The organism is Bacillus sp. FSL K6-1284, from assembly GCF_038002625.1.
In the GTDB taxonomy this organism is placed as follows: Bacteria; Bacillota; Bacilli; order Bacillales; family Bacillaceae; genus Bacillus; species Bacillus paralicheniformis.
Map to the genome: position 1 here is coordinate 1,009,580 of NZ_JBBOCW010000001.1, position 19,394 is coordinate 1,028,973.

Annotated in this window: 20 protein-coding genes and 1 riboswitch; of the genes, 16 read left to right on the forward strand and 4 right to left on the reverse strand. The window is 45.9% G+C overall.

Annotation, left to right across the window (positions count from 1 at the left end; all coding sequences use genetic code 11):
- Positions 1-165 precede the first annotated feature (165 nt).
- The 9 genes from MHB72_RS05075 to MHB72_RS05115 all read left to right on the forward strand — a co-directional run bounded on the left by MHB72_RS05075 (position 166) and on the right by MHB72_RS05115 (position 7,177).
- Positions 166-798, forward strand: coding sequence for an HlyD family secretion protein (locus MHB72_RS05075; RefSeq protein ID WP_020450676.1), 633 nt, complete (start codon positions 166-168; stop codon positions 796-798).
- A gap of 63 nt (positions 799-861) precedes the next feature.
- Positions 862-2,427, forward strand: coding sequence for a DHA2 family efflux MFS transporter permease subunit (locus MHB72_RS05080; protein WP_217626294.1), 1,566 nt, complete (start codon positions 862-864; stop codon positions 2,425-2,427).
- Positions 2,428-2,444: 17 nt separating this feature from the next.
- A complete protein-coding gene (locus MHB72_RS05085) occupies positions 2,445-2,975 on the forward strand; it encodes an NAD(P)H-dependent oxidoreductase (protein ID WP_020450678.1) in 531 nt (176 codons plus the stop codon).
- A 13-nt stretch (positions 2,976-2,988) separates the two neighbouring features.
- On the forward strand, positions 2,989-3,321 hold the full coding sequence (locus tag MHB72_RS05090) for a hypothetical protein (protein ID WP_039072544.1): 333 nt from the start codon (positions 2,989-2,991) through the stop codon (positions 3,319-3,321).
- A gap of 134 nt (positions 3,322-3,455) precedes the next feature.
- Positions 3,456-4,223, forward strand: coding sequence for a hypothetical protein (locus tag MHB72_RS05095; protein WP_051303785.1), 768 nt, complete (start codon positions 3,456-3,458; stop codon positions 4,221-4,223).
- 4 nt (positions 4,224-4,227) lie between these two features.
- Positions 4,228-4,602, forward strand: a complete 375-nt coding sequence (locus tag MHB72_RS05100; RefSeq protein WP_023856479.1) for a GntR family transcriptional regulator — start codon at positions 4,228-4,230, stop codon at positions 4,600-4,602.
- A complete protein-coding gene (locus tag MHB72_RS05105) occupies positions 4,599-5,300 on the forward strand; it encodes an ABC transporter ATP-binding protein (protein WP_216920887.1) in 702 nt (233 codons plus the stop codon). The genes MHB72_RS05100 and MHB72_RS05105 overlap by 4 nt, the downstream gene beginning before the upstream one ends.
- 19 nt (positions 5,301-5,319) lie before the next feature.
- Complete coding sequence (locus tag MHB72_RS05110; RefSeq protein WP_023856481.1) at positions 5,320-6,243, forward strand: ABC transporter ATP-binding protein; 924 nt, start codon at positions 5,320-5,322, stop codon at positions 6,241-6,243.
- Complete coding sequence (locus MHB72_RS05115; protein WP_216920889.1) at positions 6,236-7,177, forward strand: ABC transporter permease; 942 nt, start codon at positions 6,236-6,238, stop codon at positions 7,175-7,177. Before MHB72_RS05110 ends, MHB72_RS05115 begins: the two co-directional genes overlap by 8 nt.
- A 116-nt stretch (positions 7,178-7,293) precedes the next feature.
- On the opposite strand, the gene cspB is transcribed toward MHB72_RS05115, so the two are convergent.
- A complete protein-coding gene (gene cspB, locus MHB72_RS05120; protein WP_003155376.1) occupies positions 7,294-7,494 on the reverse strand; it encodes a cold shock-like protein CspB in 201 nt (66 codons plus the stop codon).
- Positions 7,495-7,797: 303 nt separating this feature from the next.
- A riboswitch (SAM riboswitch) is annotated at positions 7,798-7,911 on the forward strand.
- A 99-nt stretch (positions 7,912-8,010) separates the two neighbouring features.
- Between cspB and MHB72_RS05125 the strand changes: the two genes are divergently transcribed.
- From MHB72_RS05125 to MHB72_RS05140, 4 genes are all read left to right on the forward strand, one after another.
- Positions 8,011-9,012 carry a methionine ABC transporter ATP-binding protein gene (locus MHB72_RS05125; RefSeq protein WP_023856483.1) on the forward strand — a complete coding sequence of 334 codons (1,002 nt, stop codon included), beginning with the start codon at positions 8,011-8,013 and terminating at the stop codon, positions 9,010-9,012.
- A gap of 2 nt (positions 9,013-9,014) precedes the next feature.
- A complete protein-coding gene (locus tag MHB72_RS05130) occupies positions 9,015-9,665 on the forward strand; it encodes a methionine ABC transporter permease (RefSeq protein WP_020450685.1) in 651 nt (216 codons plus the stop codon).
- 21 nt (positions 9,666-9,686) lie between these two features.
- Positions 9,687-10,505, forward strand: coding sequence for a MetQ/NlpA family ABC transporter substrate-binding protein (locus tag MHB72_RS05135; protein WP_101560630.1), 819 nt, complete (start codon positions 9,687-9,689; stop codon positions 10,503-10,505).
- Positions 10,506-10,631: 126 nt separating this feature from the next.
- Positions 10,632-12,017, forward strand: coding sequence for an L-cystine transporter (locus tag MHB72_RS05140; protein ID WP_020450687.1), 1,386 nt, complete (start codon positions 10,632-10,634; stop codon positions 12,015-12,017).
- Positions 12,018-12,062: 45 nt separating this feature from the next.
- Here MHB72_RS05140 and MHB72_RS05145 read toward each other — a convergent pair whose 3' ends face one another.
- Entirely contained in the window at positions 12,063-12,404 is a 342-nt protein-coding gene (locus MHB72_RS05145; protein WP_020450688.1) for a hypothetical protein, read from the reverse strand.
- A 47-nt stretch (positions 12,405-12,451) separates the two neighbouring features.
- Positions 12,452-14,248: a S9 family peptidase gene (locus MHB72_RS05150; protein WP_216920892.1), complete on the reverse strand. Its 1,797-nt coding sequence runs from the start codon at positions 14,246-14,248 to the stop codon at positions 12,452-12,454.
- A 145-nt stretch (positions 14,249-14,393) separates the two neighbouring features.
- Here MHB72_RS05150 and MHB72_RS05155 point away from each other — a divergent pair, with 145 nt between their 5' ends.
- Both MHB72_RS05155 and MHB72_RS05160 read left to right on the forward strand, forming a co-directional pair.
- Positions 14,394-14,954: a YhcN/YlaJ family sporulation lipoprotein gene (locus MHB72_RS05155; protein ID WP_023856486.1), complete on the forward strand. Its 561-nt coding sequence runs from the start codon at positions 14,394-14,396 to the stop codon at positions 14,952-14,954.
- A gap of 116 nt (positions 14,955-15,070) precedes the next feature.
- Entirely contained in the window at positions 15,071-15,964 is an 894-nt protein-coding gene (locus MHB72_RS05160) for a hypothetical protein (protein WP_216920894.1), read from the forward strand.
- Here MHB72_RS05160 and MHB72_RS05165 read toward each other — a convergent pair.
- Positions 15,958-16,605, reverse strand: coding sequence for a spore coat protein (locus MHB72_RS05165; RefSeq protein WP_020450692.1), 648 nt, complete (start codon positions 16,603-16,605; stop codon positions 15,958-15,960). The genes MHB72_RS05160 and MHB72_RS05165 overlap by 7 nt on opposite strands.
- 690 nt (positions 16,606-17,295) lie before the next feature.
- On the opposite strand from MHB72_RS05165, the gene MHB72_RS05170 reads away from it, so the two are divergent.
- A complete protein-coding gene (locus tag MHB72_RS05170) occupies positions 17,296-19,317 on the forward strand; it encodes an ATP-binding protein (RefSeq protein ID WP_216920896.1) in 2,022 nt (673 codons plus the stop codon).
- Positions 19,318-19,394 lie beyond the last annotated feature (77 nt).

Genomic DNA, 19,394 nt, shown 5'->3' on the forward strand with positions numbered 1-19,394 from the left:
GGTAAAAACAAATTTACCGCTTCCGATCTTTCTTGCTCAGTTTTGAACAACTTTTTCAGTACACGTCCCGCAAGTTGCTGGGCAGGAAATAGGAAAACGCAAAACCGCGGAAGCCGATCAAACCGGCTTCATCCAAAATATAAGGATATGAAAGGAGAAATAAACATGAGCAAAGGACGTTTAATTGCGACGAACATTATCGGACTCATCATCGTGCTTGCCATCTTAGCAGGAGGTGCGTATTTCTATTATGACAGCATCAGCTATGTGAAAACCGACGAAGCACACGTGACAGGCGAGATGGCCGACATTACGGCGCCTGCATCAGGGAAGCTCTCAGATTGGGATTTGAAAGAAGGATCAAAAGTTTCAAAAGACGAAAAAGCAGCGAAAATCAAAGGGGAACAAACGGTTGACGTGAAGTCGATCATGGACGGAACGATTGTCAAAAACGAAGCGAAAGAAGGCCAGATCGTACAAGCCGGTCAAACGCTTGCGAAAACCATTGACATGGATCATCTGTACATTACAGCTAACATTGAAGAAAACGACCTGAAAGACATCGAAAAAGGGGACAAAGTCGATATCGTCGTTGACGGTGATTCAGGCACTACATTTGAAGGAAATGTCGAAGAAATCGGCTATGCGACAAACTCAACATTTGACTTGCTTTCTCAAAGCAATTCAAGCGGAAACTACACGAAAGTGACGCAGAAAGTACCTGTGAAAATTTCAATTAAAAACCCGTCTGACAAAGTGCTGCCGGGAATGAACGCATCCGTGAAAATTTCAAAATAACCGGGGGAAATAAAAACGAGCGAAAGGAGGATGTCATAAGTGGCTTCTCAGAAAAAAGGAAATATGTCACTGCTCATCATTTTAATGGGCGGCTTGTTTCTGGCCATTTTAAACCAAACGCTACTGAATGTGGCGATGCCTCATCTCATGACAGAGTTCAATGTGAGCGCCACAACGATTCAATGGCTGACAACCGGATATATGCTTGTCAACGGCGTTTTGATTCCTTTATCAGCCTTCCTGATTATGCGGTTCGGCGGACGGAGCTTGTTTTTAACGGCGATGCTGCTGTTTACGGTCGGAACGCTGATATGCGGAATTGCGCCTAACTTCTCGACGATGTTAACCGGACGCCTCATTCAGGCAGTCGGCGGAGGCATACTTCAGCCTTTGGTCATGACCACGATTCTCTTTATCTTTCCTCCGGAAAGCCGCGGGAAAGGAATGGGAATCTTCGGGCTTGCGATGATGTTTGCTCCTGCTGTCGGTCCGACGCTATCCGGCTGGGTCATTGAAAACTACAGCTGGCGGATCATGTTTTACGGCCTTGTGCCGGTTGGTTTGATCGTCATCATTTTCGGTTTTTTCCTATTTAAAAATATGACGGAACCTAAAAAAATCAAATTGGACACAGCGGGCGCGATTCTTTCAATTGTCGGATTTGCGGCGTTGCTGTATGGTGTGAGCGAAGCCGGCTCAGACGGCTGGGATGATCCGCTCGTACTTTCTACAGTTGTGATCGGTGTGATCGGCATTGCCGCTTTTATCATCCAGCAGTTGAAATCGAAAGAGCCGATGCTTGACTTCAGAGTGTTCAAATACGATATGTTTTCACTGTCAAGCGTGATCAACGCCATCATTACAGTTGCTTTGTATGCAGGAATGTTCCTGATTCCGATTTACTTGCAAAACCTGGTCGGTTTTACAGCGCTTCAATCGGGGCTTTTGATGCTGCCGGGCGCACTTGTCATGCTTGTGATGTCGCCGATCTCAGGAATTTTATTTGATAAAGTCGGCCCAAGGCCGCTAGCGATTGTCGGATTATTGATCACTGTTGTGACGACCTACGAATTTACGACGCTTACGATCGATACACCGTATATGCACATCGTGTTGATCTATGCGATTCGGGCGTTTGGGATGTCCATGTTGATGATGCCGATCATGACTGCCGGCATGAACCAGCTTCCGCAGCATTTAAACAGCCACGGAACGGCGATGTCGAATACGCTTCGCCAAATCAGCGGTTCGATCGGAACGAGCTTGATCACGACGATTTATACAAATCGCACGACATTCCACTATGCATCAATGGCCGATCAGACAAATACGGCTGATCCGTCATTTATGAGCACACTGCAGTCAACCATTCAGTCAACAGCGCAATCGATGCATATATCTCTTGAACAAGCACAACAATATGTCGTGAAATATTTGACCGGACAGGCTCAGCTCAACTCGAATGTCATGGGCATCAATGACGCATTTATGTGGGCGGCCGGGTTCTGTGTCATCGGCCTCGTTCTCAGCCTGTTTTTGAGGGATGTCAGAAAAGACAAGCTGCGCAGGAAGAACAAGGCGGAGGAGCTGACATTGCTTCCGGCTCCTAAAGAAGCGAAAGAATCTTAAAATGAGGAGGTTCTGACATGAAAATTTATGTTGTTTACGACAGTGAAGGCGAGCATACGAAAAAGCTGGCTGAAGCCATTGCGGAAGGCGCAGGGGAACATGAGGCTGCAGACGTGCTGATCGATCATGTCAGCCAGGCGGATATTAGAAAGCTCGAAGAAATGGATGCTATCATCTGGGGCTGCCCAGGTCATTTCGGTACAATCAGCTCCGGATTAAAAACTTGGATCGACAGGCTGGGCTACCTTTGGGCGGAAGGGAAGCTGATCAATAAGATCGGCGCAGTCTTCTGCACAACAGCGACAACTCACGGCGGTCTTGAGGCGACAATGCTCAACTTAATAACACCGATGCTTCATCAAGGCATGATGGTCGTCGGCTTGCCTGGAAATGTACCTGAAAATGCTTTATACGGGTCTTATTACGGTGCAGGTATCACGTGTCCTGTCGACAGTGACGAACTGATCGGCGAAGAAGGCCTGGAGCTGGGCCGGGCTTTAGGCAGACGCGTCGCCCAAGTGACAGACCGCTTTACAGCAGGACAGTGAGGAGCGATTTGACATGACCATTATATTGACCATCATCGCTGCTGTCCTCGTCATTATCGGTCTGGTGGTATTTAATGTGCGGTCGGCGTCTTCACAGGATAAACCCGAACATGAGGATAACGCGGCAGCTGAAGCTGGCATTCCTCATGTTCAGGAAGAAGAAGTCGCTGAGCAAGTTGAAGCCGATCAGCAAGATCCGTTCGAAATGAATGATCAAACCTATCGGGCGATTCTGCAAAAACTTCAACATCCAAAAGAGGAAAAAAACCATTCCGAGAAAACGGAAATGGACGATATGGATTACCGAAAAGCATTAAAATCCATGAAAAAGCGGGAACAGGATTAAAGGCAAATTCGCTGGGAACCAGCGGGTTTGCTTTTTTTTTTTTGCATTTTTTTGTAATATTTGATTGCGATTTTCACTGTATCGGTGTACTATTGACGTAGTACACTGATACAGTGACTAGAGGAGGATATGTTTTGCGGTCTTTCAGCGGTTTATTTAAAAAAGATTTTCTCATGGCAAGGTTTTGGTTTTTGGTTTGGATGCTGTGCATGATTTGTGCGATTATTGCAAGCTTTTGGTTTGCTCATTATACAGGCGAATCAATGGCTCTTTTTGGGGCGCTAGTGACCATTTTATTATTTCATAGTCTGTTTTGTCCTTTAATGATCCTAGCTCAGCTCCGTCTGGAAGGGAAGACGCAGCTTTGGTTATATAATCCGAACAACAGTGCGTTATTGCTGGTGTCAAAGCTTGCTTCAGCTGCCGTATACCAATTGATTTCCCACGCTGTTTTATTCATTTTCGGGCTGGTTGTCAGAAGCGTTCTGCTCTCCAGCAGCGCCGGTCTGTTTTCCGTGTCAGATTTGCTTCTCGTCAATATCGCTGTCTTTTTAGGCTCCATCAGTTTTTCCACATGGGTGATGTTTCTGTGGACGGTATATGAAGCGCTCAGAAAATATCCGGCTATCAAAAAAATCCGCTGGATCATTCCCTTGCTAATCTACAGTGCTTACGGATTAATCGAGGCGCTGTTCATCGAGAGCGGCTTATTCCAGGAATTGCAGAAATTGTGGAGCATTTCTTTAAAGGCTGAATTCAAACTTCATTACGAACATTCAGGATGGACTGTTACATTTTCTCAAGTTGATTTGCCGGGTGTTCTCCTGGTGTATTACACAGTCTTAGGCGTCTGTCTCTTCTATCTCTCCTGCAAATTACTGAACAGAAGAGTTGAGGTGTAAAAGAATGGCAAATGAATTTTCTGCTTCAAAGCCGATCTATAGGCAAATAGCCGAACAGCTCTTTAAAAAAATGATCCGCGGAGAGATCAAACCGGGAGAAAAATTGCCTTCGGTCCGTGAGCTGGCTGTTCAGACACAGGTAAATCCGAATACGATTCAAAGAACCTACAATGAAATGGAAAGGATGGGCGTGGTGGAGACCAGAAGGGGACAGGGCACCTTTGTTGTTGAACATACGGAAGTCATCGATGATTTAAAGCGGGAGATGAGGTCGGAAGTTATCGGGCAATTTGTCCAGAGCATGGAAGAGCTTGGCTTGTCTAAACAAGACATGTTGTTGGAACTTGACCGTTTTCTTCAGAAAGGAGATCCCAAATGAAGATTGAGCTGAAAAATGTCACGAAGAAGTTTGGCAAAGAGTATGCGCTCAAAGAGGCCGATCTGTCACTTTCTCCCGGGAAAATTTACGGGTTGACAGGACCGAACGGCAGCGGCAAATCTACGATCTTGAAGCTGATCACAGGGCTCTCGTTTCCGGATTCGGGCTCGGTGCTGATCGGAGGGCGGCCGGCAGCCAGAAAGGAGACGAAGAACATCGCCTATTTAACAGAGCTCGATATGTTCTACGATCCATTTCGGGTCAAGGATATGATTCACTTTTATGAAACCCAGTTTTCCGATTTCCGTATAAATAAAGCGTGGGACCTGTTAAAGGACATGAAAATCAACGGGGATAAAAAAATCGGCAAGCTTTCCAAAGGCAACCGGGGCAGGCTGAAGCTCGCGCTCACATTGGCGCGCGATGCAGCAGTCGTGCTGCTTGATGAGCCGTTTTCCGGTCTTGATCCGATGGTGAGAGAATCGATCGTCAAAAGCCTTCTTACATATTTGGAGCTTGATAAGCAGACAATCGTCATCGCCACCCATGAGATTCATGAAATTGAACAAATTTTGGATGAGGTCGTCGTCGTCTTAAATGGCCGAATTGAAGAAAAAAAGGATGTCGAACAGCTGCGCGAGGAATCCGGAATGTCGCTTTTGGAATGGCTGAAACGGTTTATTGAAGAAAAAAATTGAAAAGGCTGGAGGAGAAACAGTGGAAACACTTTTGGAATTAAAAAATGTATCAAAAACGATCAGGGGGAAAAAGATTATCGACGGCTTGAGCTTTGACGTGCGGGCAGGCGAAATATTCGGCTTCCTAGGTCCGAACGGCGCCGGAAAAACGACGACGATCCGGATGATTGTCGGGCATATGAACATCACCGCCGGTGAAATCGCCGTGTGCGGCGTCAGCGTAAAAGAAAATTTTGAAAAGGCCGCGCGGCATATCGGAGCGATCGTTGAAAATCCGGAACTGTATAAATTTTTAACGGGCTATCAAAACCTTCAGCAATACGCGCGCATGACGAAAGGCGTGACGAAACAGAAAATTGACGAAATCGTCGAGCTTGTCGGATTGAAAAACAGGATCAACGATAAGGTCAAAACGTATTCTTTAGGAATGAGACAAAGGCTTGGCCTGGCCCAAAGCCTTTTGCACGATCCGAAGCTCTTGATTCTCGATGAGCCGACGAACGGGCTTGATCCGGCCGGTATCCGGGAAATTCGCGATCATTTAAGAAAGCTGACGAGAGAAAGAGGTATGGCGGTCATCGTTTCAAGCCACCTGCTTTCAGAAATGGAGCTGATGTGCGACAGGATCGCCATTATCCAGAACGGAAAGCTCCGGGATATTCAGCATGTGCACGGACCCGCTCGGGATGAAAAGAAGCGCTATTATATTCAAGCGGATGACAATCAGGCTCTGATGCGGGAAGCGGCTGCCTTCAAAAAGATGAAGGTTGACGAAGCGGAAGGCGGGATAGAGCTCAGCCTTCAAAAGGATGAAGTGCCTGATTTGATCAAACACTTGTCAGACAACGGTGTCCGCCTATATGAAGTGAAGGCTGTGAACAAATCGCTGGAAGACCGGTTCCTGGAAATCACCGCAGAGAAGGAGGAAGCTCAGCATGTTTAATCTCATCGTAAATGAATGGATCAAAATTTTTAATCGAAAAGGCACATATGTCATGATTGCGATTTTGCTGTTATCTGCCATCGGGCTGGGCGTTCTCACAAAGATGATCGGAGAGACAGACCAAAACCCGGACTGGAAAAAAGAATTGATGCAGGAAAATAAAGATATGAAAGAACAACTTAAAGGGGTCAATAATCCGGCACTTGAAAAAAGCTATGAACGGTCGACCGCCATTAATGAGTATCGAATCAAGCACGATTTGCCGGAAGACGGGGACTATTCGGCCCTGTCGTTCATCAGCGACGCGAGCGGCACCATTCCTCTCCTCGGTCTGTTTGTGATCACGGTGGCTGCGGGAATCGTTGCGAATGAATTCAACTGGGGAACGGTGAAGCTGCTTGTCATCAGGCCGATCAGCCGCTTTAAAATTTTGCTGGCAAAATATTTTACAGTTCTGCTTTTTGCATTGGCTTTGCTTTTCATTCTGTTCGCAAGCGCGGGTATCACAGGCCTTGCTTTATTCGGGGCAGGCGACGGCAGCCAGGTTCACTTGGCGTACGCCGATGGAACCGTTGAAGAAAAAAGCCTGCTGCTGCACTTGGCCGGCAGCTATTTGCTGAATTCAATATCGCTTTTGATGATGGCGACAATGGCCTTTATGATTTCAGCTGTTTTCAGAAACAGCTCGCTTGCCGTAGGTATTTCAATTTTCCTTTTGGCAATGGGCGGAACGGTGACAAACTTGCTCGCAACGAAATTTGATTGGGTGAAATACATCTTATTTGCCAACACTGATCTCACTCAATACTTTGACGGATCTCCGCTTGTTTCAGACATGACGCTGGGATTCTCGATTGTGGTGCTGGCTGTCTATTTTATCGTTTTTCATGTGCTCGCCTTTGGTGCATTCACAAAAAGAGACATCGCTTCATAAGCGGTTTTCGCAAAAAAAGCCTGACGCCGGTTTTCCGGGCGTCAGGCTTTTTTTAAATATAAAAAGACTGCTGACATTCGGTCAGCAGTCCTGTATGAAGATCAGCGGTTCACAGCTTACGCTTTTGTTACGTTAGCAGCTTGTGGTCCGCGGTTTCCTTCAACGATTTCGAAAGATACAGATTGGCCTTCTTCCAAAGTTTTGAAGCCTTCGCCTTGAATAGCAGAGAAATGAACGAATACATCGTCTTGTCCTTCAACTTCGATGAATCCGAAACCTTTTTCAGAGTTAAACCATTTTACTTTACCTTCTAGCATGAAATTTCCTCCTAAAGCGATAACGCTTAAATTCACTATTCTTGCTCTAAAACAAACTTCCAAGACGAAAACTCTTACAAAACTTTCTTCTTAAAGATAGTTCGAACAAAAATAATTACCTTTACTTTACCAGTGTTTAAGCGAAATTACAACTGCTAAACACAATTTTTTTAAAAAAAGTGAAATTTAATAATCAGGGCGAAAAATAAAGCATTAAAAAGCGGGTTTTTGAAATTTTCACAATTCTGATTGACAACATTTCAAAGAAGCTGTAAAGTTAGGTAAAACTTCATGCATCAACACTTCTTATTCAGAGAGGCGGAGGGAATTGGCCCTATGAAGCCTCGGCAGCGGGTTCTGCATACAGCAGAATACTGTGCCACATCCAACAAGCCGTACGGGCTTGGAAGATAAGAAGAGAGCGGACCACTCTATTTACTTCGTGTCGTCTAAGGCTTCTTCTTATTTTTTAAGAGGAAGCCTTTTTTGTTAGCCAAAAAGAGGAGGAAGATCATCATGATTACATTTGAAGGCGTTGAAAAGGTCTATGAAAGCGGCGGACAGAAGGTTCATGCGCTCAATGGAATCGACCTTCATGTAGATAAAGGGGAAATATACGGCGTCATCGGATTCAGCGGCGCAGGGAAAAGCACGCTGATCCGCTGTGTGAACTTCCTTGAAAAACCGACGGCCGGAAAGGTATTCGTCGGCGGAAGAGACTTGATGTCTCTGTCGAAAGCTGAGATTCGAGCTGTTAAAAGGAAGATCGGCATGGTATTTCAGCATTTTAACCTGTTAAATTCAAAGACGATTTTCGCTAATGTCGCTGAGCCGCTCGCGCTTGTCAAAACACCGAAAGCCGAAATCAAGCAAAAAGTGACGGAACTGCTCCATTTTGTCGGACTTGAGGATAAAGCCCGCGATTATCCGGATCAGCTGTCGGGCGGCCAAAAGCAGCGCGTCGGCATTGCCCGGGCGCTGGCGACAAATCCGGAGGTTCTGCTCTGTGATGAAGCGACATCCGCGCTTGACCCGCAGACGACCGGCGATATTTTGAAGCTGCTGAAGCGCGTCAACGAACAATATAACATCACGATTTTGTTGATCACTCATGAAATGAATGTGGCAAAAGAAATCTGCGACAAAGTCGCGGTCATTGAAAAAGGAAGGATCATTGAATCAGGCAGCGTGTTTGACGTGTTTTCCGCGCCGGAAACCGAAACGGCCAAAAGCTTTGTCAAATCAGCCATCGACCACGAGATACCTGAATCGATTCAAAAATTAAATGTGAAGCATCTCTACCAGCTTCAATTTGTCGGCGAATCTTCCGGGAAGCCATTTCTTTCGCAAGTGGCAAAGCGGTTTGACGTAGAAGTCAACATTCTGCACGGAACGATTACAGAGCTTCAGGGAATTCCGTTTGGCAGTATGACGGTTGAACTGCAGGGGGAAGACGGTGAAATCGGGCGGGCGCTCGAATATATCCGCAGAGAAAACATTCGCATCAGGGAGGTATAAGCATGCTTGTTACATATGACCAAATCATTGACGCACTGGTTCAGACGATTCAAATGACGGTTTTCTCGCTTTTATTTTCAAGCGTGATCGGCATTCCGCTCGGCATTTTGCTGGTTGTCACAAGGAAGGGGCATCTGCTTGAAAATCCGGCAGTTTTTACGGTTGTCAATATGATCATTAACATTTTCCGTTCCGTTCCGTTTATCATCTTGATGGTTGCTTTAATTCCGGTGACAAGGCTGATTGTGGGGACGTCCATCGGCACATCGGCAGCGATTGTTCCCCTGACTTTTTATGCGGGGCCTTACATCGCAAGGCTCGTCGAGAACTCTCTGCTTGAAGTCGATCCGGGAGTCATTGAAGCCGCTGAAGCAATGGGAGCGACTCCGCGGCAGATCATCTTCCGGTTTCTGATTCCGGAAGCGCTCGGTTCGCTTGTGCTGAGTTTTACGGTGGCAACGGTCGGATTGGTCGGAGCGTCGGCGATGGCTGGTGCGATAGGCGCCGGCGGTCTTGGGGATTTGGCGATCACATACGGCTACCAAAGGTTTGACACGCTGACGATGATCATCACGGTTGCAATTCTCGTCATCGTTGTGCAGGGATTGCAGACATCCGGAAACGTTCTGTCCAAAAAATTGAGAAGAAGATAAACAGAGAGGGAGACAGCTATGATGAAAAAGTTCACATTTGTTATCATTTTACTGCTGCTTGCGGGAGTGATCGCGGGGTGTGCGGCAGACTCTGATGCGAAAACCATTAAAATCGGCATCAGCGGAACGGATACAAGAATCTGGGACTTTGTGAAGAAAAAAGCCGAGAAAGAAGGCTTAAAGCTTGAAATCGTCAAATATTCTGATTATGTTCAGCCGAACCAGGCTTTGGCGGGCGGTGACATTGACGCCAATGCATTTCAGACGATATCTTACTTTAATGCATTCAAAAAGGAACGCAATCTTGAACTATCGCCGATCGGCACAACGATCATCGCTCCGATGGGCATTTATTCCGAGAAGTATGATTCGCCTGACGATATACCAAACGGCGCGGAAATCGCTGTTCCGAGCGAAGCGACGAACATGGGCAGAGCCTTGCTCCTGTTGGAGTCCGCCGGCCTGCTTCAATTAAAGGACGGATTTGACGGAAACGGAACGCTTGATGCGATTAAAGAAAATCCTAAAAAACTCAAAATCACAACGGTGGCCGCAGAGCAAACGCCGCGCGTGCTTCCCGACGTCGCTGCATCTGTTATCAACAACGGCATAGCGGTTGACGCCGGCTTCCATCCTGTCAAAGATTCGATTAAACTGGAAGACGAAACAGCGACACCGTACATCAACATTATTGCGGCCAGAACAGAAGACCGGGACCGTGAAGATTTGAAAAAGATCGTTGAGCTGTACCAATCAGACGATACCGCTGAATTGATCAAAAAAGAGTTTGACGGTGCACAGCTGCCGACTTTTGTTCCACTGAAAGACATCGGCGAATAAAATGTCAGTCGCGCAATTGATTCCCGGGTCATATATTGAAATACATCGATAATTCCTACTTGACCAATCAGGTTTGTTGTACTATAGTTTTTAAATGTAAAAAATTCTGGGGGTGCTTTTGTTACCATGACATTATTTGTTGTTATTAATATTATCGTCATGCTCGGCCTGATGGCGCTCCTTTATATGATGCAAAAAAAACATGTTTCGTTTTCTAAGCGGGTATTTACCGCTCTGGGAATCGGCATTGTTTTTGGATTCGCTTTGCATTTTATATATGGTTCGTCTTCAGAAACGATTACGCAGACATCTGATTGGTTTAATATTGCAGGCGGCGGCTATGTGAAGCTTTTGCAGATGATCGTTATGCCGCTTGTATTCATCTCGATTTTGGGTGCTTTTACAAAGCTTAAACTGACGCACAATATCGGAAAAATCAGCGGATTGATCATCGGCCTCTTGATCGCGACGACAGCTGTCGCTGCTGCGGTGGGAATCGCGTCCGCACTTGCTTTCGACCTGCAGGCTGTCCATGTGGATCAAGGCCAGGCAGAGTCAATGAGAGGGGCGGAACTCGAACAGAAATCGCAGGACATGGAAGCCAAAACACTTCCACAGCAAATTGTCGAGCTTCTTCCGGGGAATCCGTTTTTAGATTTTACGGGAGCAAGACCGACATCAACGATCGCCGTTGTTATTTTTGCGGCTTTCCTTGGAATCGCGTATCTCGGGGTCAATCGAAAACAGCCTGAACAAGCTGAGCTTTTCAAAAAGATGGTTGATGCCGTGTATGCGATCATTATGCGTGTAGTGACGTTGATTCTGAGGCTGACGCCTTACGGTGTATTGGCGATCATGACAAAAACGATTGCAACGAGCGATCTCGACAGCATTGCCAAGCTCGGCAAATTTGTCATCGCTTCATATGTGGCGCTGATCGTCATGTTCATCATTCACCTGCTGCTCATTACATTCAGCGGTTTAAATCCTGTCACATATTTGAAAAAGGCGTTTCCGGTCCTTGTATTCGCGTTTACATCTAGATCAAGCGCAGGCGCTTTGCCGCTGAACATTAAAACGCAGCGCAGCCTCGGTGTTCCCGAAGGCATTGCAAACTTTGCCGGTTCCTTCGGACTGTCCATCGGACAAAACGGATGTGCCGGAATTTACCCTGCAATGCTCGCGATCATGATTGCGCCGACGGTCGGACAAAATCCGCTTGAGCCGTCATTTTTGTTCACGGTTATCGCTGTTGTTGCGATCAGCTCTTTCGGAGTGGCAGGCGTCGGCGGAGGTGCGACATTTGCAGCGCTTCTCGTCCTTTCGGCGTTAAATATGCCCGTAGCGCTTGCTGGACTGCTGATTTCGGTTGAGCCGCTCATCGACATGGGGCGTACGGCTCTTAATGTCAGCGGCAGCATGACGTCAGGACTTGTCACAAGCAAAGCAACAAATGAACTTGAAAAAGACACGTACCAAGACCGTACTAATATCATTGAAGCAGAAGTGTAAAAGAAGAACGGCCCGCACAGCTTGATTGCTCGTGCGGGCCGTTTTTTATGAATAGTTTTGGTCGTTATCGAACATCGTCTGGTTTGCAGTCTGATCGTTCATGACATTAACCGGGGCAGTCATATGGCTTGATTGATGCTGGTCGTTTGCCGTATGGCCTGACTGGCGATGTTCCTGTGACTGTCCTCCGGAATTGAAAGCCTGTTTGATCATGTCAGCCGGATTCATCATCATCTGGTTTCGGCCGTTACCTTGCTGTCGACCTCCCATGCCCTTCGCGAACATGCCTGTCAATCTTTTGCGGATTTCGGGAGAAAAAGCCGCGGTCAATGCAGCTGATCCTAAAACCAATACAGCGGGATGGATGCCTGATCTTCTTCTAAACAAAGGGTCAACCTCCTTTTTACGTATACCATCCCCAGTCCTGATCGGTTTTATTCTTCAAGCTGTGCCGCGAGATATAAGCGGTTACTTTCGAAAAATTCAAAAATTTTATGGTAGACTTTTATTTTATTTTCTGTTTTAGAAAAACCGTGCCCTTCATTTTCCAAAACAAGATACTCAATATTCCGCCCCATGGCTTTTAACCGATCGACGACCTGATCGGACTCTTCCTTTACGACGCGGGGATCGTTTGCGCCTTGGATGATCAGCATCGGCTGAGTCATATTCTCCAGGTATGTAACAGGAGAATCGGCTTTCAGTTTTTCATAATCCCGCTCAGGGTTGCCGACCCATTTTTCCATCATCGGCTGCCAGAAATCCGGTACGGATTCGACAAACGAAAACAGATTGCTGACTCCGCATATATCGACGACGGCGCGGAAATACTCTGGATGCCTTCCGTGAAGCAATAGCGACATATACCCTCCGTAGCTGCCCCCCATTAAAAAAAGTTTTTCGCGGTCCGCAAGCTTTTGATCGATAAGCCAGTCGATGCCTGCAGTCATATCGAGGCGCGGTCCGTCTCCCCAATCTTGTTCAACCATTTTAAAGAAGGAATAGCCGTAATTCGCTGATCCCCTGAAATTAGGGGCGAATAACTGGTAGCCCATTTTCGCAGCGAGTTGAAAGAGATCATAGAACATAAAGGTTTCTGCATCTTGCGGTCCGCCGTGCGGCCAAATAATCGTCCAGCCGTTCGCTTCTTCCGGGTCCGGCTTAAACAGCAGCCCTTCTATAGCGAGACCGTCAAAAGAAGGATATGTCACAACCTCCGGATATGACAGCTCCTGTTCGGAGAAACCTGGAACCGAATGTTTCGTTAATTGCCGCCATTTCGTCTGTCCTTTCGTTAATACATAGAGATTAGCCGGCCTGGTCGGCGTTGAGCCGAGAATGTACAGCGTGCCCGAAGAGGCGCAGTGTATTTTCGAAATGGATGTGCAAGGGCAGTCCACCTGCCGGCTTCCTCCTGTTGCTGTGTTGTACTCATACATCACCTCTTTGACGCCTTTTTTTCCAATCAGATAAAGGAAAGTTCCACTCGGATCAGCGTGGATGGCTGTTAAATCAGTTTTGTCAATCGAAAGCACCGGCGCAAAAATACCGGATGAAACGTTGTACAAGGCAAGGTATGAAAACTCGGCTTCGTAGTTTGTCGTGACGAATAACCGATCATCAGATGCAAAGCGGGAAGAATAAACCATATGAGGCAGCGTCTCATCGGGGACGATTCCTGTCGTCACACCTTCAGCGGTATGGATCATGCAGACATTGTGGCTGTTGACATAGTAGACATGGATGCTGACGGCTTTCTCGCCCGGGCTTACATCAGCCAGTATTGAAGTTCCGTCTTTTCCTTTAAAAATAAGCTCTTCTTTTTCAGCGAGACAATCGTATCTGTATGTATTTAAAAATGTCGGATTGTCCTTTGTGGAGGAGTAGTAAACGGCGTTTTGGACAGGGATGGGCTCGAAGTGGCGGTCCGTTTGATTTCCGTTTAATGAATGGAACGACCCGTTTTTTGACGAAAGCTTGTACAGTCCGCTTTGTTCGTTTCCGTCATGGTCAAAACCGGCATAGAGAATAGAGCCGTCGGGATTGTAGGCGATTCCTTTTGCATCCTGATTCAAGAATGACAGCTGGTACGGGTATGCATCGGGAAGATCCATCGCCCACAGGTTTGATGTTCCGTTGAGATTTGTATCAAAAACAAGTTGCGTCTCATCGGGATGTACCGCAAAGTCTTTAATTCGCAGCACATGCAAAATGCTTTTTGCTTTTTCCATTTTATATACACCTCCGGATTTATTTGGGTATTTTTACATTCAATAAGATCATAACAAAAGTCGCGTATAAAAAATATGCTTTAGACAAATAAATAACACGAAAAAGAAAAAACCTATACGTCAATCATTAAAGGAGGCAATTTTAATGTTCAGTATGAAAAAAAGCGCGATTGTTGCTTTGCTCCTTCCGTTTTTGTTCACAGCCGGATGCGGCATGGCAAACCAGGGGGCGGATAACAACCGTCGCAACCAGGACAATGCGCTTCAAAATGTAACAAACAGAGATAACGACCGCACGAATGTCAATGACGGCAGAAACGTCAACGACCAAATGAATGTGACAGACAACCGCGATGCCAACCGGGATAATAATAATATGGAAGTGGCGGATAAAGCCGCAGACAAAGTGACGGAACTGAAAGAAGTCAGAAGTGCAAACGTCATTACGACAAACCGCAACGCTTATGTAGCGGTCGTTTTGAAAGGCAATCCGAAAGGCGACGTAACGAATGAGCTGAAAGGGAAAATCTCGAAAAAGGTTAAAGAAGCAGACAATAACATCAACAATGTATTCGTTTCGGCAAATCCTGATTTTGTTGACCGGATGAGAAATTATGGCGACAGAATCCAAAATGGCGAACCGATCGAGGGCATGTTTGAAGAATTCGGTGAAACGATCAACAGAATTTTCCCGAATCAAAGATAATGAAAAGCCGCAATGAGCGGCTTTTTTTGTTGGCTGCTTTTCATACAGGCCACTTCCTGAACCTTCCCGCATAGTGTGTAGTACAGTGAAGCACATTGCGGATGGAGGGATGACATGTGACGGGAGAGATGAAAGCAGCCTTTATTTTAATTATGGCGGGCACTCTATCCGCTTTGTTATTGGCCGTTTTTGTCGTGTTCAGCCAAGAGAGCCCTGAGGCAGCTGTTCTTTCTGGGAAAAAAGAAAAACTGAAAGAATCGCTGAAAATGCTTAAATATGATAGTGTCAGCATTTATTACGCTGAAGAAGATAGGACGATCCTGGAGCTGACAAAGGAGACGCTTCGGGATGCAGCTGACATGAATCGGGAACTGTTTGCGAGTCCTCTTCAAGACAGCGTTGATTTGATCTTTTTTTCAAACCGCGATGATATGGAGTCATTTTCAAAATTAAAGGATATCACCGGATTTTACTCAAATGATATGCGGATGATCGGGCTGTTGCTCGAGGAGAAAAAGCATCTGAATAGCGGCGAGGGATTCGCCGTCTTCCTGTACAAACGGGTGCTGATACATGAGTATACCCATTATGCTTTTCACGTCAAGCTGAGAGAACTGAATGCCGACCCGGCAGCTTATCCGCTTTGGTTTCACGAGGGAGTGGCGGAATGGGTTTCTGCGCATGACGCCGTAGAAATCCGGACTTTGCCGTCAGCCGTTCCGTTGAGCAAGCTGAAGACCGACAGGCAATGGCAAAAAGCACGCATTGGATATGAAACCGATATTTATTTGCAAAGTTATTATTTGATCGAAGAGCTCGCGGAGAAAAAAGGAAGGGGTATCATCCTCGACATTATCGAGGAAACGGCTGCTCGGGGAAGTTTTGAAGACGGATTTAAGGCTGCCGTCGGTCAGTCTTTACCGGGCTTTGAAAAAGAATTCAAACGGAAATATGAAGCGAAAAAAACGGCACGGAACGTTTCTCTTCCGTGCCGTTTTCATTATCAATGAATAGGTCTCTGCTGCCCGTTCGGAGGCATTTGCGGCTGACCTTGCACCGGAGCGAATGCTGAAGTCATCTTCTGCATGTCTTGCGGTGCAAGCTGAGGAACTTGATAGTACCCGTGTTTGTTCTGATAAAGGAAAATTTCATAAGCCATTTCGATATAGTGAGGAATCTGGTCTGCGAGAACCCTTCTGCAGACAGGGTTTGTCACTTCGGGAGCCGCCATGGCCAATGCCGAACAATTGGTTTTCATCAAGCCGAGCATAAAGCTGCTGATACAGGCGTCATCAATCGCCTGCACGGATTGCTTCGGCTGTTTCGGCTGGGCATCTTTTAACCCGTAGACAAATTGACGATCCTCTTTCATCATATATGTTGCCGTTTCCTGGCTCGGCTTTTGCCCCGTTCTGAAACATTCTGTTGTGATGTTGTACTGAGACGAAATAAACCGGTGCTGCCTGTCCAAAATATCGAGCAGCTCCGGATCTTTGACATGCTCTCTGAACATCATATATTGCTCAAGAACGCCGATCATACCGGACAACACTTCATGCATGTCAAACACTTCGTGGCCCCCGTGATTCATATGCTGCATTCCTTCATTGCCTTGATTGATTTGCATTTGCGGCTGGTTTTGCTGTTCCACTCTAACGTATCCTCCTTAAATGTAATTCAACTATTATATTTCGTTTTTGCCGTCATGTTTATTCAAAAAAGGAATAATCGATAAACTGGATTTAAAGGGATTTTATTCTAACCGTCGAATAGTTTAGTTCAGAGAAAATATTATGGGGGTCTTGTGTTCAAAGACAATATATCATCTCATTGGTCGAAAGTGGAAATGAGGTCATTTTAGCGTCAAACTGAAAAAAACTGAGGATCAGGAGAGGAAATTCTGGCCGGTTTTGAGATCCCTCGTACCTTTGTAAACGGAGCACATATCTGCCGGGCGATGATGAAATGTTCATGCATGCTTCCGGCAGTTAAAGGAATTCGGTGAGTGGATGGATGTTTGATATCCAAAAAACAAATGAGCCGAAACAGGTCGGATTCAAATAAAGGCTGCCGGAAGAAGAATAAAAGACGGATGTCGGTCTTGTGTTCATGCACTTTTGTTTAAATATGGACTGAAAAACAATCGATTTGCAATGCCCGGGTGGATATCGGCATGAAGAACTTTGGCATTTAAAGAAGGTGCCTGCAAACTTTTTATTGCCCCTGCGCGATCTGTAAAGGATTCTCCCTCCGTAAATGATTTCAGCTGCCAATCATCATGAAAATGCAAAAAAGGTGTTTTCCTTTTTGATTTTGCACTTAGAAAAGGAGGAGTTTTGTAATGCTGGGCTCAAGTGAGACGGTTGGAAAAATGTCAGGTTTATTTGGTAATGATTCTGTGTATCCGAAGGTGCAAACAGAAGTATATAAAAAAATCAATGAACTGAGTGGTTTTCATAGGCTGGATGATATTTATCTTTCCTTGATCGACCAGTATATGTTTCCTTGTCTGATCCTGAATGACCGGGGAGAAATTGTCGCGTCCTCAGAAAGTGCCGATCAATATTTGAAAAGTTCAAAAGGCAACATTCATCAAGCTTTTCCCGCGAGCTTATCCGTGCAGGTCAATGCCGCTTTACAACGGGCAAAAAAAGAGAAAAAAGTGTCGTTTAAAAACGTTCCGATTTATTTAAGCGGAGAACTATCCTTTGTTCATTTGACATTAAAAAGTTTCTTCCGCCAGTATCACAAGCTTTATGTGCTGTTTATCGAAAAAGCAAAAGAAGAGGCTGCCCGCGCGCCGGTATCCGGCGGAGAGGACGGCCAGCTTCATCTCCAACATCTGTACCGGACGGTAAAAGAGCTCGAAGCGTCCAACGACGCTTTGGTGTCCGCAAATCAAAAGCTTCAGGAAGAAAACAAAAAATTAACAGCGCTAAACAGGGCGTTTGAAAAGAAAGTGAATGAGCTGAACACCCTTAAAAATGATCTGAACAATCTGCTGACGAGCACGAACATCGCCGCCGTTTTTTTGGATCAGGAATTGAAATTGAAATTATTTACGCCAGAAGCCGCCAATATGTTCGACCTGAAAAAGGAGGACCTTTCAAGGCCTGCCGATAAGCTGACAGAGAGGTTCAACTATGAGGAGTATACCGATGACTTAAAGCGGACGCTTTATGAAAACAAGACGGTCGTAAAAGAGTTCGAAATGCCAAACGGCGGCTGGTATGCCGTGAAAATGATGCCTTATTATGCTTCGGGGAAAAAGATTGAAGGCATTGTTGTCACGTTCACGAATGTCACTGAACTGAAAAAGACAAACGAGGCCCTGCACATCAGCTCACAGGCTATTGATCAAAGTCCGGCCAACATATTGCTCACTTCGGTCGACGGTTCGGTTACTTATGCAAACAAACGCTTCTGCCGGATGCTCAGAAAACAACAAGATGACATCATCGGCAGGGATGTATTTGACATTTACCGCAAGCATTTTCACTGTGATGATCTCCATCGCTACTGGAAGCACGTCCTTGATAAGAAACCATGGTCAGGGGATCTTCATTACCAGGATGGGGAGCAGCAGGACAGGTGGGAGCAAACCTCCCTTGTTCCTGTGGAGGACAGCGCAGGGAACGTGCATCAGGTGATGCTGATATCCGAGGACATTACAAACCAAAAGCGGTCTGAAAAAATGCTTATGAAATCGGAAATGCTGTCAGCGGTCGGGCAGCTCGCTGCCGGGATCGCTCATGAAATACGGAATCCCCTCACATCTCTGAAAGGGTTCCTCCAGCTGATGATCCAGTCTAAGAAATATCAAAAAGACTATGCGGAAGTGATGATGTCCGAATTCATCAGGCTTGAAGCGATTATCAACGAATTTCTCGTATTGGCCAAAACAAAATCGACTACATTTGATCCGGTTCAGGTCAACTCGATTGTTGAAGATGTCTGCATGGTATTGGAGTCGCAGGCCGTGCTGAACAATGTGCGGATCGAGAAACAGCTGAGCGGAGATCTCCCTGAGATTCTTGCTGTATCAAATGAACTGAAACAGGTTTTCCTCAACATATTAAAAAATGCGATCGAGGCGATGGAGGATGCTGAAGGCTTTATCACAATACGTTCCTACTTTGAAAAAGACAGCGTATTCATCACCTTTGAAGATCAGGGAAAGGGCATCTCAAAAGATGTGCTTGAAAAGCTTGGGGAGCCATTTTATACAACGAAGGAAAAAGGAACCGGGCTCGGATTAATGGTTACATTTAAAATTATTGAAAATCACGGCGGAAGCATTCATTTTGAAAGCGAGGAAGGAAAAGGAACGACCGTAAAATTGAAGCTTCCGATTAAAGAATGAGAATGCGGTCATCCCTGTTCTCATTCTTTTTTGAAAATTTTACAAAAAAATTATATGTTCTTTATCATCATCAGATA

Coding starts and splice junctions, on each gene's coding strand:
- MHB72_RS05075 (WP_020450676.1), top strand. CDS start 166: ATGAGCAAAGGACGTTTAATTGCGACGAACATTATCGGACTCATCATC.
- MHB72_RS05080 (WP_217626294.1), top strand. CDS start 862: ATGTCACTGCTCATCATTTTAATGGGCGGCTTGTTTCTGGCCATTTTA.
- MHB72_RS05085 (WP_020450678.1), top strand. CDS start 2,445: ATGAAAATTTATGTTGTTTACGACAGTGAAGGCGAGCATACGAAAAAG.
- MHB72_RS05090 (WP_039072544.1), top strand. CDS start 2,989: ATGACCATTATATTGACCATCATCGCTGCTGTCCTCGTCATTATCGGT.
- MHB72_RS05100 (WP_023856479.1), top strand. CDS start 4,228: ATGGCAAATGAATTTTCTGCTTCAAAGCCGATCTATAGGCAAATAGCC.
- MHB72_RS05105 (WP_216920887.1), top strand. CDS start 4,599: ATGAAGATTGAGCTGAAAAATGTCACGAAGAAGTTTGGCAAAGAGTAT.
- MHB72_RS05115 (WP_216920889.1), top strand. CDS start 6,236: ATGTTTAATCTCATCGTAAATGAATGGATCAAAATTTTTAATCGAAAA.
- cspB (WP_003155376.1), bottom strand. CDS start 7,494: ATGCTAGAAGGTAAAGTAAAATGGTTTAACTCTGAAAAAGGTTTCGGA.
- MHB72_RS05125 (WP_023856483.1), top strand. CDS start 8,011: ATGATTACATTTGAAGGCGTTGAAAAGGTCTATGAAAGCGGCGGACAG.
- MHB72_RS05130 (WP_020450685.1), top strand. CDS start 9,015: ATGCTTGTTACATATGACCAAATCATTGACGCACTGGTTCAGACGATT.
- MHB72_RS05135 (WP_101560630.1), top strand. CDS start 9,687: ATGAAAAAGTTCACATTTGTTATCATTTTACTGCTGCTTGCGGGAGTG.
- MHB72_RS05140 (WP_020450687.1), top strand. CDS start 10,632: ATGACATTATTTGTTGTTATTAATATTATCGTCATGCTCGGCCTGATG.
- MHB72_RS05150 (WP_216920892.1), bottom strand. CDS start 14,248: ATGGAAAAAGCAAAAAGCATTTTGCATGTGCTGCGAATTAAAGACTTT.
- MHB72_RS05155 (WP_023856486.1), top strand. CDS start 14,394: ATGTTCAGTATGAAAAAAAGCGCGATTGTTGCTTTGCTCCTTCCGTTT.
- MHB72_RS05170 (WP_216920896.1), top strand. CDS start 17,296: ATGCTGGGCTCAAGTGAGACGGTTGGAAAAATGTCAGGTTTATTTGGT.